The organism is Halomonas sp. KO116 (genome assembly GCF_000734975.2).
Classification (GTDB): domain Bacteria; phylum Pseudomonadota; class Gammaproteobacteria; order Pseudomonadales; family Halomonadaceae; genus Vreelandella; species Vreelandella glaciei.
The window spans coordinates 2,274,663-2,290,279 of record NZ_CP011052.1 but is presented as its reverse complement, the minus strand read 5'-3'; the positions used below and the strand labels follow the sequence as shown (position 1 = coordinate 2,290,279).

12 protein-coding genes and 2 pseudogenes are annotated in these 15,617 nt (G+C 56.3%); 8 read left to right on the top strand and 6 right to left on the bottom strand.

The features are described 5' to 3' along the window. Window positions 1–31 precede the first annotated feature (31 nt). Window positions 32–736 (bottom strand): pseudouridine synthase, encoded by a 705-nt coding sequence (locus tag KO116_RS10605; RefSeq protein WP_035555763.1) that lies wholly within the window; start codon window positions 734–736, stop codon window positions 32–34. Window positions 737–738: 2 nt separating this feature from the next. Beyond that, window positions 739–1,551 carry an amidohydrolase gene (locus KO116_RS10600; protein WP_035555676.1) on the bottom strand — a complete coding sequence of 271 codons (813 nt, stop codon included), beginning with the start codon at window positions 1,549–1,551 and terminating at the stop codon, window positions 739–741. Between the two features lie 72 nt (window positions 1,552–1,623). Between KO116_RS10600 and rarD the strand changes: the two genes are divergently transcribed. Continuing rightward, window positions 1,624–2,532 carry an EamA family transporter RarD gene (gene rarD, locus KO116_RS10595; RefSeq protein WP_035555674.1) on the top strand — a complete coding sequence of 303 codons (909 nt, stop codon included), beginning with the start codon at window positions 1,624–1,626 and terminating at the stop codon, window positions 2,530–2,532. Here rarD and KO116_RS24640 read toward each other — a convergent pair. Next, a pseudogene (locus tag KO116_RS24640) lies at window positions 2,503–2,727 on the bottom strand (methyl-accepting chemotaxis protein); the annotation flags it as partial. The gene rarD and the pseudogene KO116_RS24640 sit on opposite strands and share 30 nt — an antisense overlap. 356 nt (window positions 2,728–3,083) lie before the next feature. Here KO116_RS24640 and KO116_RS10585 point away from each other — a divergent pair. The 7 genes from KO116_RS10585 (at window position 3,084) to KO116_RS10550 (ending at window position 12,847) form a co-directional block, all read left to right on the top strand. Continuing rightward, the gene (locus KO116_RS10585) at window positions 3,084–4,784 is read left to right on the top strand and encodes a SulP family inorganic anion transporter (protein WP_035555671.1); all 1,701 of its coding nucleotides are present in this window, start codon (window positions 3,084–3,086) and stop codon (window positions 4,782–4,784) included. Window positions 4,785–5,008: 224 nt separating this feature from the next. Further along, complete coding sequence (locus KO116_RS10575) at window positions 5,009–6,169, top strand: TAXI family TRAP transporter solute-binding subunit (RefSeq protein ID WP_035555666.1); 1,161 nt, start codon at window positions 5,009–5,011, stop codon at window positions 6,167–6,169. A gap of 50 nt (window positions 6,170–6,219) precedes the next feature. Beyond that, window positions 6,220–8,229 (top strand): TRAP transporter permease, encoded by a 2,010-nt coding sequence (locus KO116_RS10570; protein ID WP_045812114.1) that lies wholly within the window; start codon window positions 6,220–6,222, stop codon window positions 8,227–8,229. A gap of 62 nt (window positions 8,230–8,291) precedes the next feature. Then, window positions 8,292–9,704: an enoyl-CoA hydratase/isomerase family protein gene (locus KO116_RS10565; RefSeq protein WP_035555663.1), complete on the top strand. Its 1,413-nt coding sequence runs from the start codon at window positions 8,292–8,294 to the stop codon at window positions 9,702–9,704. Further along, window positions 9,701–10,894 carry an acyl-CoA dehydrogenase family protein gene (locus KO116_RS10560; protein ID WP_035555660.1) on the top strand — a complete coding sequence of 398 codons (1,194 nt, stop codon included), beginning with the start codon at window positions 9,701–9,703 and terminating at the stop codon, window positions 10,892–10,894. The genes KO116_RS10565 and KO116_RS10560 overlap by 4 nt, the downstream gene beginning before the upstream one ends. Before the next feature lie 7 nt (window positions 10,895–10,901). Further along, window positions 10,902–12,020, top strand: a complete 1,119-nt coding sequence (locus tag KO116_RS10555) for an acyl-CoA dehydrogenase family protein (protein ID WP_035555657.1) — start codon at window positions 10,902–10,904, stop codon at window positions 12,018–12,020. A 47-nt stretch (window positions 12,021–12,067) separates the two neighbouring features. Next, entirely contained in the window at window positions 12,068–12,847 is a 780-nt protein-coding gene (locus KO116_RS10550; protein WP_035555655.1) for an enoyl-CoA hydratase/isomerase family protein, read from the top strand. Here the strand turns inward: KO116_RS10550 and KO116_RS10545 are convergent. The 3 genes and pseudogenes from KO116_RS10545 to KO116_RS10535 all read right to left on the bottom strand — a co-directional run bounded on the left by KO116_RS10545 (window position 12,829) and on the right by KO116_RS10535 (window position 15,570). Continuing rightward, window positions 12,829–13,788 carry an NAD(P)H-dependent flavin oxidoreductase gene (locus tag KO116_RS10545; protein WP_035555652.1) on the bottom strand — a complete coding sequence of 320 codons (960 nt, stop codon included), beginning with the start codon at window positions 13,786–13,788 and terminating at the stop codon, window positions 12,829–12,831. The two genes, KO116_RS10550 and KO116_RS10545, sit on opposite strands and share 19 nt — an antisense overlap. Window positions 13,789–13,865: 77 nt before the next feature. Then, entirely contained in the window at window positions 13,866–14,792 is a 927-nt protein-coding gene (locus KO116_RS10540; protein WP_035555649.1) for an electron transfer flavoprotein subunit alpha/FixB family protein, read from the bottom strand. Between the two features lie 29 nt (window positions 14,793–14,821). Next, window positions 14,822–15,570: pseudogene (locus tag KO116_RS10535) on the bottom strand (electron transfer flavoprotein subunit beta/FixA family protein). Window positions 15,571–15,617 lie beyond the last annotated feature (47 nt).

Sequence of the window (15,617 nt, the reverse complement as noted above, 5' to 3'; positions counted from 1 at the left end):
GAAGCGGCTAATGGAGATATTAACCAAGGACTCAGAAGAGCGCGACTTCTTCGGCGGTTAATTCTCGCCATTCGCCGGGCGCCAAGTTGGCATCCAAAGCTAAGTCACCGATAGAGCTGCGATGCAGTGAGTTCACGTGATTACCCAAGGCAGCAAACATACGTTTCACCTGATGATAGCGCCCTTCAGTAATAGTGAGTTCTGCCTGGGTGGGCGACAGCAGCCGAAGTGTTGCGGGCTGCGTCGGCGTCTCCTCCCCATCCAGCATCAGGCCATCGGCGACTTGGCCAATCGCCCACTCCGCCGCGGCGCCTTCCATAGGCTCGGCTAGCTCGGCGATATACACCTTGGCGCAGCGATGGCGCGGAGATGTGACGCGGTGAGACCACTGACCATCATCGGTTAATAGCAGCAAGCCAGTGGTATCCACATCTAACCGCCCTACCGGCTGTAACCGATCCGCTTTGGGTAGATCAATTAGATCGATTGCTCTTTGGTAGAGACCGCGGCGAGCGTTACATTCAACGTCGACGGGCTTGTGCAGCATAATGTAGCGAACGCCTACCAGCGCTAGCCGCTCGCCGTTGAGTACCACCACATCGTTATCGGTATCGATTTGGGTCGCTGACTGTTTGATCGGCTCACCGTTCAGGGTCACTTCGCCATTTTTGAGTGCCCGCTTGGCGAGGCTGCGGGTTAACGGTGAGGTTTCACTCAAAAAGCGATCAAGGCGCATCATTAACCGACTCCTGGCAGCAGCTTAAAATGGTCGGCATCTTGCCAGGCAGGAAATTTTTCACGAAAAGCATCAAGGGCAGTTTTATCCAGCGTGCCCGTTTCTATAAACGGGGTATGGGCAGGTTTATCAATTAACGCTTCGCCTTTGAAGTCGACCAATAAGGAGTCGCCGCTATAGGCAAGTCCTTTGGCATCCTCTCCAACGCGATTAACGCCAATTACATAGCTTAGGTTTTCTACCGCGCGGGCCTGTAGCAGCGTACGCCAAGGGTGGCGACGCGGTGCTGGCCAATTGGCGATACACAGCAGCGCATCATACTCGAAATGCTCACCTTCTGCTGGCTGCTGGCGCATCCAGACCGGAAAGCGCAGATCGTAGCAAACGCTCAGCAACAACTTAAAGCCATTAAGCTCTACCACTTTACGCTCACTGCCCATGCCGTAGCGCTCATGCTCACCGGCCATACGGAATAAGTGGCGCTTATCGTAGTGGGTTAAGTCGCCCTTAGGCGTTGCCCATATCAAGCGGTTATAAAACTCGCCATCCTCTTCGATCGCCACGCTGCCGGTCATCACGCAGTTACGGGCCTGCGCCTGAGTCTGCAACCAAGTCACACTTTGGCTTTCGGCCATCGGCTGAGCCATTTCACGGGAATTCATGGTAAAGCCGGTGGCAAACATTTCAGGCAAAACAATAAGGTCGGTATCACGGCTATCCAGCCCACCGAGTAACTTCTCAAGATGAGCGTGGTTGGCTTGTGGGTCTTCCCAGCGCAGATCGCACTGCACCAAGCTGGATCTAAGTTTAGTCATTAAACACCTCCGTTCCGCCAGAGTTATTGCAATGTTTATGCTAGATTAGCATCTTTAAATAATGAGGCTGCTATGCTTCCTACTCCAACACGCGATCCAGCTGCCGTCAAAGGCGTTATGTTTGGCCTAACGGCCTATACGATGTGGGGCTGTTTTCCGCTATTTTTTGCCCTGTTTGAGGGCGTCCCCGCCTTTGAAATATTGATTCATCGGATCATTTGGGCGTGTCTGTTTTTGATCGGTTTGATTACCCTATTACGCCGCTGGCCGCCCGTTGTTGCAGCGCTGGGCGAACCTAAGCGACTAGGCCGTGTGTTGGCCTGCGCGCTATTAATAGCGTTTAACTGGGGTATCTATATTTATGCGGTGGAGTCGAAGCAGGTGTTACAGGCGAGTTTGGGCTACTTCTTAACACCACTAGTGAACGTCGCGCTAGGCATGTTGGTACTGCGGGAAGTGATGGCCAAGCTGCAGCTGGTCGCCTTGGGTTTGGCCAGCGTTGCTATTGCCACGCAGTTTGTCATGCTGGGTGAGCTGCCCTGGATTAGTTTACTGCTGGCGTTAAGCTTCGGTAGTTACGGCCTGTTTCGTAAGCAAGTGCCGCTAGACGGCCTATCAGGGCTGTTTGTGGAAACCCTGTTGCTATTTCCCCTCGCCTTGATCGCCTTGACCTGGTTAAGCTGGAACGACACCTCACATTTTTTACAAAATACTTCAACCACCAGCTTACTGGTCGCCAGTGGGGCTTTAACTGCGCTGCCGTTAATGGCCTTTGCAGGCGCAGCCCGCCGATTGCGTTTGGCGACCCTGGGCTTTTTGATGTACATCAACCCGAGTATTCAATTCCTGATCGCGTTAACCGTTTTCGGTGAGCCCCTTGGGCTTATCCAGTTGGTGACCTTTGTGCTTATCTGGAGCGGGCTTGCGCTCTATTCCTGGTCAGCGTGGCAGTCACGCTCGCGCTACGCGGCGGCTAGTTAAGCAAGTGGTGATGAGTCGGTGTCTGCGGCGCCTTTCAGCGTAGGCGTCGATGCTGTATCCCGTTCCGGCTGATAACCCACTCGGAAGCCACCCCAATGCTTGCTCCTGCACATACACTGGCACTGAAAGGTCGTGCATGATTTCTTCGCTGTCCCGCTTGTAGGTCTGCAGCAACAGCGGCTTTTTAGCACCGCCCCCCAATGCGGCACATATCAGAGCGACATAAATCCAAACGCCGCCTTGAGTGGCAAGACCAACCGACAACGCCACCATCAGCACTGGAACTAGCAATAGCAGTACACTCATGAGCAGCACCCTTTTATTGATGTTGTTGAGTATCAAACAGTCTTAGTAAGAAGGTTTAAATGTCCTTTATGCCTATGCTTAACGGGTTATGCTAATGAAAGAAGTAGCACTTTGGGGGGAAGACGCAAAGTATTAAGCGCTTCGTCATCATGGAGTTACCGCCGTGCAAATGAACATAAGCACTGCAATGAAATGGAATATCCCTTACTCTCTTTGTTCTGCCACTCCGATAACACCTGGAACCCATGCTAAAGCGCTATTTGCCGATCCTGACGTGGCTACCCCACTACCATAAACGCCTATTGGGGGCCGATCTCTTGGCGGGCTTGATCGTCACGGTGATGGTCATTCCCCAGTCGCTGGCCTATTCGCTGCTAGCCGGACTGCCTGCCGTGGTAGGCCTCTACGCCAGCATCCTGCCGCAACTGGTCTATACCCTGTTTGGCACCAGCAAGACCCTTGCCGTCGGGCCGGTCGCCATCATCGCTTTGATGACCGGTGCCGCACTCTCCTCCGTGGCGGTCACAGGCACAGAGACTTATTTACAGGCCGCGCTCATCCTGTCCCTGCTTTCCGGTGGCATGCTGGTAATCATGGGGCTGCTTAAAATGGGCTTTTTCAGCAATTTTCTCAGTCACCCGGTTATTTCCGGCTTCTTAACGGCGTCGGGCATATTGATCGCTGCTAGCCAGCTGGGCAGCTTGCTGGGGGTTGAGAGTAGTGGCTTTACCCTGGTGGAACGCCTTGTCACCCTGGTGCCCAATTTAGCCACTTTCAACTTACCCACCTTACTGATCGGCAGTGGAACGCTACTGTTTTTGATCGTTATGCGACGCCATGGTAAAGCCGCCCTGCACTCAATGGGCTTGCCACGCACCCTGGCAGACTTGATTGCCAAAGCAGGGCCGGTCTTTGCCGTCGTGATTACCACCCTGGTTACCTGGTACTGGCAGTTGGGCGATAAAGGCGTCAGCGTTGTGGGACAAATTCCAGGCGGGTTACCCGCACTGAGCTTCCCTTTGGGAGACTACTCACTGTGGCGGGCTCTTGTGATCCCCGCGCTGCTGATTAGCCTGGTCGGCTTTGTGGAGTCGGTTTCCATGGGCCAGATGTTGGCCGCGAAGCGGCGCCAGCGTATCTCTCCCAATCAGGAGCTTGTGGGCCTTGGTGCCAGCAATTTAGCCGCCGGGCTTTCCAGCGGCATGCCGGTCACTGGGGGATTATCCCGCACGGTCATCAACTACGATGCAGGCGCACAAACGCCTGCGGCAGGTGCCTTTGCGGCGCTAGGTATTGCGCTGGTCACTATGTCATTCACCGGCTGGCTCTACTACCTGCCCATCGCGACCCTGGCCGCAACGATCACCGTTTCGATTTTGACGCTTGTGGACATCCCCATGCTGCGGCAAACCTGGCGCTACTCCCGCAGCGACTTTGCCGCCATGGCGGTGACGATTTTGCTGACACTATGCGAAGGCGTTGAGGCGGGCATCATCAGCGGGGTAACGCTCTCTATTGCGCTATTTTTGTACCGCACCAGCCGCCCTCATAGCGCCTTGGTAGGCCGCGTCCCCGGCACCGAACACTTTAGAAATACTACCCGCCACGATGTCGAGACGGTCAATACCGTTGCCCTGCTGCGCATTGATGAGAGCCTCTATTTTGCCAATGCCCGCTATTTGGAAGACACCGTCTATAACCTGGTAGCGAGCCACCCCGAGCTTGAGCACGTTGTATTGATCTGTTCGGCGGTTAACCTGATTGATGCCTCGGCGCTAGAAAGCCTGGATGCCATCAACGCCCGCTTAAAAGACTCCGATGTAAAACTGCATTTATCCGAGGTCAAAGGCCCGGTAATGGATCAGCTAAAGAAGAGTGACTTTCTGGATGCGCTTACCGGGCGGGTATTTTTAAGCACCTACGCCGCTTGGCGCGAATTTTCTTAACTGCATTGCTCTCGCTACCGCTCTGAAAAACCAGGCTTTTGCCTGGTTTTTTTATGCCTGTTGTTTACCAACGGGCACCGCTGCTGACAACAGCATTGACAGCCACCCAGCGGCTTCTCTACTATCAGCCGACCACTTAGCAAAATCAAGTACCGCATAGCAAAACACTATGTAGCCAAACGTAACTAAAACCTTAAGCACAACCACAATAAAGGAGCATCCCAATGCATCCATTTGCTCACCGCCTACTCATCGCCGCCTTACCTTTATCGCTACTCGGCGCAGCAGTCAGCCACGCCAGTGACATTGAACTCCCCGGTACCATGGCCTGGACGGCCTACGGCACTAACTCAAGCGGCTATGCCCAAGCCGTCGCCATCGGCAATATGCTGCAGAACAAATACGATTCATCAGTGCGTATCCTGCCGGGGGACAACGATGTTTCACGGATGACGCCGCTTAAGCAGGGCCGCGTTGACCTTTGCGCCTGCGGGATCGCCAGCTACTACGGCGCTGAAGGGGTAATGATGTTTGCCGACCGCGACTGGGGTCCTCAGCCACTACGCGTCATTACCACTTCCACTGCCTCTTTTGGTCTTTCCCTTGCGGTTGCGGGCGACCTGGACGTTGAAACGCCCGCTGACCTGGCCGGCAAGCGCATCGCCTATATCCGCGGTGACGATGCGCTCAATAAAGGCACCGAAGCTTACCTTGCCTTTGGTGGCTTGACCTGGGATGACGTAGAGCGGGTTGATTACCCCGGCTACGGGCGCTCGTTCGACGGCATTATCGCTGGCGATGTGGATGCCTCCTTTACCACCACGGTGACCCCGCCAGCCCAGCAGCTGGCCAGTAGTCCGCGCGGCATTAGCTGGCCAGTGCTAGACCCCAACGACGAAGCAGGCTGGGAGCGCATGGCCGCCGTTGCGCCCTACTTCCGCCCGCACGAAGTCACGTCTGGGGCTGGTGGCATCAGCGCCGAAAACCCGGTGCCCAGCGCTAGCTACCCATACCCCATTGTGGTCGCCAACCAAGACCTGGATGACAACGTCGCTTATGGCCTAATCAAGGCCATGCAGGAAAATTTCGACGACTACAAAGATAACGCCCCAGGGGCGCTTGGCTACGCCTTGGAACAGCAAGATCTTCAATGGGTAGTGCCGTTCCACGATGCGGTCGTGGAGTACTACAAAGAGATCGACGTATGGACTGATGAAATGCAGGCCCATCAGGATAAGCTGGTTGAACGTCAGGATGTACTGCTAAGCGCCTGGGAAAGCTTTATGCAAGACGCCCCCAGTGATGACGAGGCGTTTACTGCCGACTGGATGGAAGCCCGAGCCACCGCGCTTAGCGATGCCGGTTTCGAACCGATCTTCGAGTAATACGCCACGGGGCGGCACTTGCCGCCCCCTGCTGATTGACGGATGCCCTCATGACCACAGATATCTCACCTGCCAATAATCAGCAGGTTAAAGAAAAAATCAGCCAAATTCGTCAGCTTCCCCCTGCGCTGCGCTGGATCCCCGCCACGGTCACCGTCATCTTGATGGCGATGACGCTGGATTATCTTTTCAACATAGGCTTACTGACGTTCGTAACCGGCTTGGAAACACAGTTCTACTATGCCGTTGTGGCACTACTGCTACCGCTGGTTTTCTTGCTTTGGCCCATGCGGAGTCGCCAACAAGAACAGCCTATCCCTTGGTACGACTACCTATTGAGCGCTATAACGCTAATCGTTGGCGGCTATTTTGTTTATAACGCAGTCCCTATTTTAGAGCGCGGCTGGGCGTTTTCTGCGCCTGAGATCGCTATTTATGCCAGCTATGCCTACTGGCTGCTCATTATCGAAGCGGCCCGCCGGGCAGGCGGTTTACCGATTGCTATCATTGCGGGGGTCTTCTCTCTTTACCCGCTGGTGGCGGATATCGTCCCCGGCCCTATCCAGGCGTTTCCTTCGACGCTTGAACAGACCGCTATGTACCACACCATGAGTACCGAAAGCATCATGGGGGTGCCGCTGCAGGCGTTCGCGGGCCTGGTGATCGGCTTTTTGGTCTTTGGTGTCGTGCTGCAAAAAAGCGGCGGCGGTAAGTTTTTTATCAACCTGGCATTTGCGCTGCTGGGCCATGTGCGCGGCGGCCCCGCTAAGGTGTCGATTTTCTCCAGCGGCCTGATGGGCTCGATGAGCGGCAGCGTTATTAGTAACGTACTAACCACCGGTGTTTTGTCGATTCCCGCCATGCGTCGTATCGGTATGAGCCGCTCCTTTGCTGGCGGTGTGGAAGCCTGCGCCTCAACCGGCGGTGTATTGATGCCACCGGTGATGGGCGCAACCGCTTTCGTCATGGCCATGTTTCTCGACATTCCCTATTCCGCGGTAGCACTGGCTGCCGTCATTCCTTCAATTCTGTATTTCTTGGGTCTGTTTATTCAGATTGATGCCTACGCGGCCCGCCACGACATTAAAGGCTTGCCCGCCGTTGAACTGCCTTCGCTATGGCAAACCCTCAAAGAGGGTTGGTACTTTATTTTTGTCTTTGCTTTATTAGTTTGGATGCTGCTGATTATGCAGCGCGAAGCCGTGGCACCTTTCTACGCCACCGCGCTGCTGTTGGTGCTCAACCAGCTTTCCAAACATAACCGCTGGGGCTGGAAGGATGTAGCCGATACGCTGTCGTCTGCGGCCAAGCTGTTTGCCGAGTTAATCGCTATTTTGGCTGGCGTGGGCATGCTGGTGGGTGCACTTTCGATGACCGGCCTTTCCGGCACCATCGCTAACGACTTTATCAATATTGCCGGTGGCAGCGTGCCGCTGCTGCTGATTATGGGCGCAGTTACCAGTTTTGTGCTGGGTATTGGCATGACCGTGACGGCTGCCTATATCTTCCTCGCCGTTGCTCTAGCCCCTGCACTGATTCAAGGCGGCGGACTGGATCCCATGGCCGTACATATGTTCATTCTCTATTGGGGCATGCTGAGCTTTATTACCCCGCCAGTGGCACTGGGTGCCTTTGCCGCGGCTACCGTGGCCGGAGCCCGGCCCATGGAAACGGGCCTGCAGGCGATGCGTCTGGGTAGCGTGATCTACTTTATTCCCTTCCTATTCGTACTCAACCCCGCGCTGATTATGCAGGGCGCGCCGCTGATGATCGTGGCTGTCTTTATCCAGGCGGTCATCGGCATCATCCTGTTTGCTTCTGCCATGCAGGGTTACCTGATGGGGGTTGGTCGACTGGGCTATGGCGCGCTGCAAGAGATCGTGATTCGTGCCTTGATACTGATCGCTGGCCTACTACTGGCGCTACCGGGTGGTGGGATGGTGCCGCTTAGCCAGTGGGAATTGATCGGTCTGGCCGCAGCCGCGCTGGTACCCGGTGTTTTGATGGCACGCTTAAGCCAGCGCCACCATCGGCGTTCGCAAAGCGCCTCTGCTGCGTAACAGATGGGGCACCAAGCGTACTCTTTTCAATTCACTATCATGCGAAATACGAGAGCCTAACTATGTCCGTTCATTATCAGCGTCACGGCGATATAGGCGTTATTCAAATAGCCAACCCGCCGGTCAATGCCTTAAGTCACGCGGTACGCAGTGGCTTAGTCGATGCGCTTAAAGAGGGTGTTGCTGACGCAGATGCTAAAGCGCTGGTCGTGCTCGCCGATGGCCGCACCTTTATTGCCGGGGCAGATATTCGTGAGTTTGGTAAGCCGCCTCAAGCCCCTCTGCTGCCCGATGTGATTAACCAACTGGAAGCCTGCCCAAAACCGCTGATTGCCGCCCTGCACGGCACAGCCCTGGGCGGTGGATTGGAAGTGGCTTTGGGCTGCCACTATCGAGTGGCACTGGCGGGAACCCGGGTGGGTCTTCCGGAGGTTAAGCTGGGTCTACTGCCCGGCGCTGGTGGCACCCAGCGTTTGCCGCGTTTAGTAGGCGTTGAGCGCGCCTTAGAGATGATCACCAGCGGGCGTTTTGTGGAAGCAGAAGAAGCACTTGAGGCAGGCATTATCGACGCCATTAGCAGTGCTGAAACACCGCTTGAAGCGGGTTTAGCTGTGGCCCAAGCAGTGCTTGCAGACAACTCAATGGCACGTGTTACGGGCCAACTGCCAGCGCCAGCGGCTAATCCCCAGGCAATCTCCGCTATGTTGGAACGGCTGCATCAAGACGCTGCCGAGCTCTTCTCACCGTTTCGCATTGTGGAAGCTGTGGAGGCCTCTGTGACGGCTGAATCACTCCAAGACGGCCTGCGTCGTGAGCGGGAGCTGTTTTTGGCCTGTATGGACTCCCCTCAACGCGCCGGACTTATTCATCTCTTTTTCGCTGCGCGTAGCCCCCATATGGTGCCTGAGGTTGAGAAAGCCGACGCGTTTAAACACGTTGCGCTAATCGGCGAAGATCCACTGTTTGAGCGCCTGCAAAAAGCCGCACAAAAGGCGGGCATTACCCTAACCAGTGCACCAGACAACGCTACTGAACTCTGCCTGTTGGCGCCAAATGCAGCGAGGGAATCAGGCACAGCGCTCCCTACCATCGCACTAGAAAACATTGGCATCAGCCGCGGCAGCGATAGCGCGCTAAGCCTTATCGTTGCTGAAAACGGCAGCATGGTAGAGCTGGTCAACTTAAGCGCAGAGCCACTTACCCAACAGCGAGCGGCACTCACTCTTAAAGCATTGCGGTTAAACGTTGTGGTCAGCCGACAGCAAAGCCTTCTGAATACGCTGCAACTTGCTAGCCAGCAGGCTACAGCGAGCGACAGACAAACTGCCCTTGAACAGGCGAGCGTCGGCATCGCAAAGAACGGCTTCTGCTACCGCGAGAGCGATATCGATTTGTTGGCGGTGGAAGTACTGGGATACCCGCGTCACTTAGGTGGGCCTCACCGTCAATCAACCCTTAAGGACACCCCCCTATGAACCTCACCTTTAGCCCCGAAGAGCAGGCCTTTCGCGCAGAGGTTCGCCATTTTCTAGCCGATGCGCTGCCCAGCGACATTAGTGAACGCGTGCGCCTAGGGCGCCACCTGCGTGCCGATGATCACCTGCGCTGGCAGACCCTCCTCAGCGAACAGGGCTGGCTAGCCTCTAACTGGCCTAAACAGCATGGCGGCACAGGCTGGGGGCCCGTGCAGCGGCATATATTTGATGAAGAGTGCGCCGCGGCCCACGCGCCGACAGTCGTGCCCTTTGGCGTTAATATGGTGGCGCCGGTGATTATGAAATTCGGTAGCGCTGAGCAAAAGGAGCATTACCTGCCGCGTATTTTGAGCAACCAGGATTGGTGGTGCCAAGGCTACTCTGAGCCCGGCGCAGGGTCTGATTTGGCGGGACTGAATACCCGCGCGGTGCGCGATGGCGACCACTATATCGTGAATGGCCAGAAGACGTGGACGACCCTAGGCCAGCACGCCAACATGCTGTTTTGCTTAGTACGTACCGACCCAGAAGCGAAAAAGCAGGCAGGCATTAGTTTTCTGCTGATTGATATGCAAACCCCTGGCATTACCGTGCGGCCCATTATTACCCTGGATGGCGCCCATGAGGTTAATGAAGTCTTTTTAGATAACGTTCGAGTGCCGGTTGAAAACCGTGTCGGTGAAGAGGGCCAGGGCTGGACCTGCGCCAAATTCCTGCTCACCCACGAACGCACCGGCATTGCAGGGCTTGGCCACGCCAAGCAGGCGCTGCGTCACTTAAAGTCACTGGCCAGCCGAATCGAGCATCGCGGCAAGCCGCTGCTGGAGCTGCCCAGCTTTCGCCACCGTGTCGTCAAAGCCGAGCTTGAATTGATGGCGTTGGAAGTCACCAACCTACGCGTGATTGCCGCGGCCCGGGATGGCGGCGTACCCGGTGCAGAAAGCTCGCTACTCAAAGTACGTGGCTCAGAGCTTCGCCAGGAGCTAAGCGAACTCACCCGCCGAGCCCTTGGCCCCGCCGCACTGCCATTCTTCCCCGACTTCCTGCATGGCGAAGGCAGCCTGGATGACGAGCGCGCCCAAAGCGCGGCCGCCAGCGCCCAGTACTTCAACCGTCGCAAGCTGTCGATTTATGGCGGTGCCAACGAGATACAGAAAAGTATCGTCGCCAAAACCATTTTAAACATGTGAGGTCACCATGGATTTTGCTTTAACCGACGAGCAGCGCATGCTCGAAGAGACGCTCACCCGTTTGGTGGCCGACCAGGTATCGCCCGAACAGCGCCGTACTATGCTTGCCGCTACTCCCAATGGTGCTTCTGCGCTATGGCGCACTTTTGCCGAGCTGGGCCTGCTGCATATGCCCTTTAGTGAAGACGTCGGCGGATTAGGCGGCGACGGCACCGACCTGATGATTATCATGCAGGCGCTGGGACGCGGCTTGGTGCCAGAAGCCTATCTGGCCGGTCTGGTGCTGCCAGGTCAACTGCTGGCGTTAACTGCCAATAGCGATCAGCAAACCCAGTGGCTAACCCCGCTGCTTGAAGGCGAACACCAGCTAGCCTTTGCATGGCAAGAGCACAACGCCCGTTACGACGCCTTGGCGATCGCTACCCAAGCGACCCAGCAAGATGGGCAATGGCAGTTAAGCGGCAGAAAAGACGTCGTCCTGAACCTTGAAGCAGCAGCGGCTAGTCTGGTTACCGCTCGATTGTATAACGGCAAGCTAGGTCTATTTATCGTCCCTGCGAATGCACTGGGCACATCGTCGCACTTTTACCGCACTATCGACGATCAGCCCGCCGGTGATTTGACCCTGGACAGCGTCACGCTGCCGCCAGCCAACTGCCTGAATGACGATGTCGGCGATACGCTGGCAGAGGTTCTCGCCCTTGGTCGTGCCGCACTGTGTGCCCAAGCTATCGGTGCAATGGAAGAGGCCTGCGATCAGACCCTGGCCTACCTAAAAGAGCGCAAGCAGTTTGGCCTGCCGCTATCTACCTTCCAGGCGCTTCAGCACCGCATGGTGGATATGCATCTGCACCTGGAACAGTCGCGCTCAATGGCGATTTTAGCTGCCACTAGCCTGACTCTGCCAGCCAGTGAGCGGGATTATAAAATTGCCGCGGCCAAGGCGTACTGCGGCGAATCGGCGCGCTTTATTGCCGAACAGGCGATCCAACTCCACGGCGGTATGGGGATGTCCGAAGAGTGTTATGTCGCCAGCTACGCCAAGCATCTGGTAATGTTCGATCACCATTTAGGCGACAGCGACTACCATTTTGAAACGGTCAGCGAGCTATTAAAGGTTGCCTAACGATATTGCCTAACATGTTGCCTTGAAAAGTTAAAGTGGAGCGCTATATGCCAGACCCTCTCAGCGAGTTAGTCACTGTTAGCGCTATTGATGATGGCATCGTCGAAGTAGCGATTGCGCGCCCAGAGGTACGTAATGCCCTCAATGAAGCCACCGCCTTGGCACTCAATGAGGCGCTAGCGGCAGTGGCAATTGATGAACAGGTTCGCTGCGTGATTCTGCGTGGGGAAGGCAGCGCGTTTTGCGCTGGCGCTGATCTGGCGGAGTTTGAGAAAGCCACGGCTGAGCCCGCCAGCGAGCGGCTGGAAACGCTCTTTCTACCCGCCCTGCGCAGTTTAATGACGATGGATAAGCCGGTGATAGCGGCCGTTAACGGAGCTGCTGCAGGTATAGGCGTTTCTTATGTGCTCGCCAGCGATATGGTGGTGATGGGCAGCTCTGCTTATCTCAAGCTTGCCTTTATCAATATTGGTTTGATTCCCGACGGGGGCGCCTGCTGGCATCTGGTACGCAAGCTTGGCCATGCTCAGGCGTTTGAAATGGCCGCCTTGGCAACCCCCATTGCGGGTGAGCGCTGCGTCGCACTCGGCTTGGCTAACCGCGTCGTCGAAGATAACCAGGTGCTAGCGGAGGCGCGTTCGCTGGCCCAAGCGCTGGTCGCGCAGTCATCCCAGGCATTAAGCGCTACCAAACGCGCCCTGCGTGAAGCCGCACAACGCTCGCTGAATGACACGATGACGTTGGAGGGCGAGTTACAGGATCAGTGCAAAGCCTCTGAAGATTTCCAGATACGCCTGGCGGCATTTCGTCAAAGCCGGCGTAAGTGATCCAGCGCTTGCTGGTAGTCCTGTCGCAACGTGGCTATCTCGTCGGCCACGCTATTAAGTGTGGAAATACTGCCTACGCCCTGCCCCGCCCCCCAGATATCCCGCCACGCTTTGGCTTTGCTGCTATCCCCCGAGCCGTAGCGCATAGCACTTTTATCGCCTTCAGGCAGCGCATCCGGGTCCAATCCTGCCTGTTCAATACTCTGACGTAGATAGTTACCGTGCACCCCAGTAAACAGGTTGGTATAGACAATGTCCCCCGCGGCGGCGTCTAACACCATCTGCTTATAGGCGGCTTGAGCGTTTGCCTCTTGGGTGGCAATAAAGCGCGTGCCCATATACACCAAGTCAACGCCTAGCGCTTGAGCGGCAACGATCTGTTCGCCTTGGGTAATCGCCCCCGCCAGCACCAGCGGCCCGTCGTAGAAGCGCCGCACCTCGGCCACAAACGCAAAAGGGTTTAAGCGTCCGGCATGGCCGCCCGCACCGTGGCACACCAATATTAAGCCATCGACACCAGCATCAACGGCCTTCTTGGCATGGCGCAGCGTGGTGACATCATGAAAGACCAGCCCACCATAGGCATGCACTTGTTCCACCACTTGATTAGGCGCGTGCAGGCTGGTGATCACCAACGGCACCTTAAACTCGGCGCACAGTGCGACATCGTGCGCTAAACGGTCATTGGTAGGATGAACGATTTGATTAACCGCAAAGGGCGCCGAAGGCTGTTCTGGGTGATGCTGATCATACTCCGCCAGGGTTTGCGTGACCTGCTGCAGCCACTCGCGCAGGGCTTCCGCTGGGCGGGCATTGAGCGCTGGAAAAGCGCCAATAATGCCTGCCTGGCACTGGGCAATCACCAACTCAGGCCCTGAGACGATAAACATCGGAGAGCCGATCACCGGCAGAGTTAACGAAGCGGTTAGGCGCGTTGGCATAGGGCAACTCACTATTGTTATTGTAAGGTCGTTAAAAAGTCCCTTACGGGGCTTTTACGAGACTCTCTTAAGGGCGTTTACAGCTTGCTCTCAAGCTCCGGCAGTATCTCGAATAGATCGCCCACCAGCCCGTAGTCAGCAATCTGGAAGATCGGCGCCTCGTCGTCTTTGTTGATCGCGACGATGACCTTGGAGTCTTTCATACCCGCCAGGTGCTGGATGGCGCCGGAGATACCCACGGCAATATACAGATCCGGGGCAACGATCTTACCGGTCTGACCAACCTGCATATCGTTGGGCACAAAACCTGCGTCTACCGCGGCGCGAGAAGCGCCAATGGCCGCGCCTAGTTTGTCGGCAATGCCATCAAGCAGCTTGAAGTTTTCGCCGTTGCCCATGCCGCGACCACCGGAGATCACCACCTTGGCACCGCCCAGCTCAGGCCGATCAGATTTCGCCAGCTCCTCTTTGACAAAGCTGGACTGGGTGTTTTCCACCACGGTGTCGACCGCTTCAATCGGTGCACTGCCGCTAGCGCCTACCGCGTCAAAGCCGGTGGTGCGGATGGTGATGACCTTCAGCGCGTCATCGCTTTTAACCGTGGCGATGGCGTTACCGGCATAGATCGGGCGCAAGAAAGTGTCGGCACTCTCCACACCAAGCACATCCGACAGCTGGCTAACATCTTTCAGGGCCGCCAGGCGTGGCAGCACGTTTTTGCCGGTGGTGGAGGCGCTGGCCAGCACGTGGGTGTAATCACCAGCCAGCTCAACCAGTAGCGCACCCATGGGCTCGGCCAGTTGGTGGGCGTAAACGGCGTTATCGGCGACGCGCACTTTGCTCACGGCGTCAAGCTTGGCGGCAGACTCGGCCGCGGCTTGCACCTCTTCACCGGCAACGAGAACGTCGATATCGCCGCCGATGGCTTGGGCGGCCGCCACAACGTGTGCGGTGGTGCCAGCCAGTTGGCCTTCGTGTAGATCAGCAAGTACCAGAATGCTCATGGAATCAGCTCCTCTTTAAAGCACCTTGTTCAAAGTACTTTGGCTTCGTTTTTGAGTTTATCGATCAGTTCGTCTACCGAGGCGACTTTAACGCCACCCTTGCGCTCCGCTGGCGATTCGACTTTTAGCAGGCTCACCTTGGAGGCAACCTCGACACCGTAATCGGCGGGGTTTTGACATCCAGCGGCTTTTTCTTGGCCTTCATGATATCGGGGAGCTTGGCGTAGCGCGGCTCGTTGAGGCGCAGGTCGGTGGTCACAATCGCCGGCAGCGTCAGGGCAATGGTTTGCAGACCGCCGTCGATTTCACGGGTCACATGCACCTTGTCACCGTCGACCGCCACTTCTGACGCAAACGTGCCCTGGGGCAGGCCGGTCAACGCGGCAAGCATCTGGCCGGTCTGGTTGTTGTCGGTGTCGATGGCCTGTTTGCCGAGAATCACTAAGCCCGGCTGCTCTTCCTCGACCACTTTAGCCAGTAGCTTGGCCACGGCCAGGGATTCGGCGCGCTCATCGGTTTCAATATGAACGGCACGATCCGCGCCCAGCGCCAGTGCCGTACGCAGCTGCTCTTGGGCGGTTTTGGGGCCAACGGTGACGGCAACCACTTCTGTGGCCACACCCTTCTCTTTCAGGCGTACCGCTTCTTCCACGGCAATTTCGCAGAACGGGTTCATGGCCATTTTGACGTTAGTGAGATCCACGTCCGAGTGATCCGCTTTAACGCGAATTTTGACGTTGTAGTCGATAACGCGTTTAACCGCGACGAGAATTTTCATAAGGCGTGCTCCAGGCGATTAATAAATACTTCATGCGATTAACAAAT

Coding starts and splice junctions, on each gene's coding strand:
- KO116_RS10570 (WP_045812114.1), top strand. CDS start 6,220: ATGACCACAGATATCTCACCTGCCAATAATCAGCAGGTTAAAGAAAAA.
- KO116_RS10575 (WP_035555666.1), top strand. CDS start 5,009: ATGCATCCATTTGCTCACCGCCTACTCATCGCCGCCTTACCTTTATCG.
- KO116_RS10555 (WP_035555657.1), top strand. CDS start 10,902: ATGGATTTTGCTTTAACCGACGAGCAGCGCATGCTCGAAGAGACGCTC.
- KO116_RS10605 (WP_035555763.1), bottom strand. CDS start 736: ATGCGCCTTGATCGCTTTTTGAGTGAAACCTCACCGTTAACCCGCAGC.
- KO116_RS10585 (WP_035555671.1), top strand. CDS start 3,084: ATGCTAAAGCGCTATTTGCCGATCCTGACGTGGCTACCCCACTACCAT.
- KO116_RS10600 (WP_035555676.1), bottom strand. CDS start 1,551: ATGACTAAACTTAGATCCAGCTTGGTGCAGTGCGATCTGCGCTGGGAA.
- KO116_RS10565 (WP_035555663.1), top strand. CDS start 8,292: ATGTCCGTTCATTATCAGCGTCACGGCGATATAGGCGTTATTCAAATA.
- KO116_RS10550 (WP_035555655.1), top strand. CDS start 12,068: ATGCCAGACCCTCTCAGCGAGTTAGTCACTGTTAGCGCTATTGATGAT.
- KO116_RS10545 (WP_035555652.1), bottom strand. CDS start 13,788: ATGCCAACGCGCCTAACCGCTTCGTTAACTCTGCCGGTGATCGGCTCT.
- KO116_RS10540 (WP_035555649.1), bottom strand. CDS start 14,792: ATGAGCATTCTGGTACTTGCTGATCTACACGAAGGCCAACTGGCTGGC.
- rarD (WP_035555674.1), top strand. CDS start 1,624: ATGCTTCCTACTCCAACACGCGATCCAGCTGCCGTCAAAGGCGTTATG.
- KO116_RS10560 (WP_035555660.1), top strand. CDS start 9,701: ATGAACCTCACCTTTAGCCCCGAAGAGCAGGCCTTTCGCGCAGAGGTT.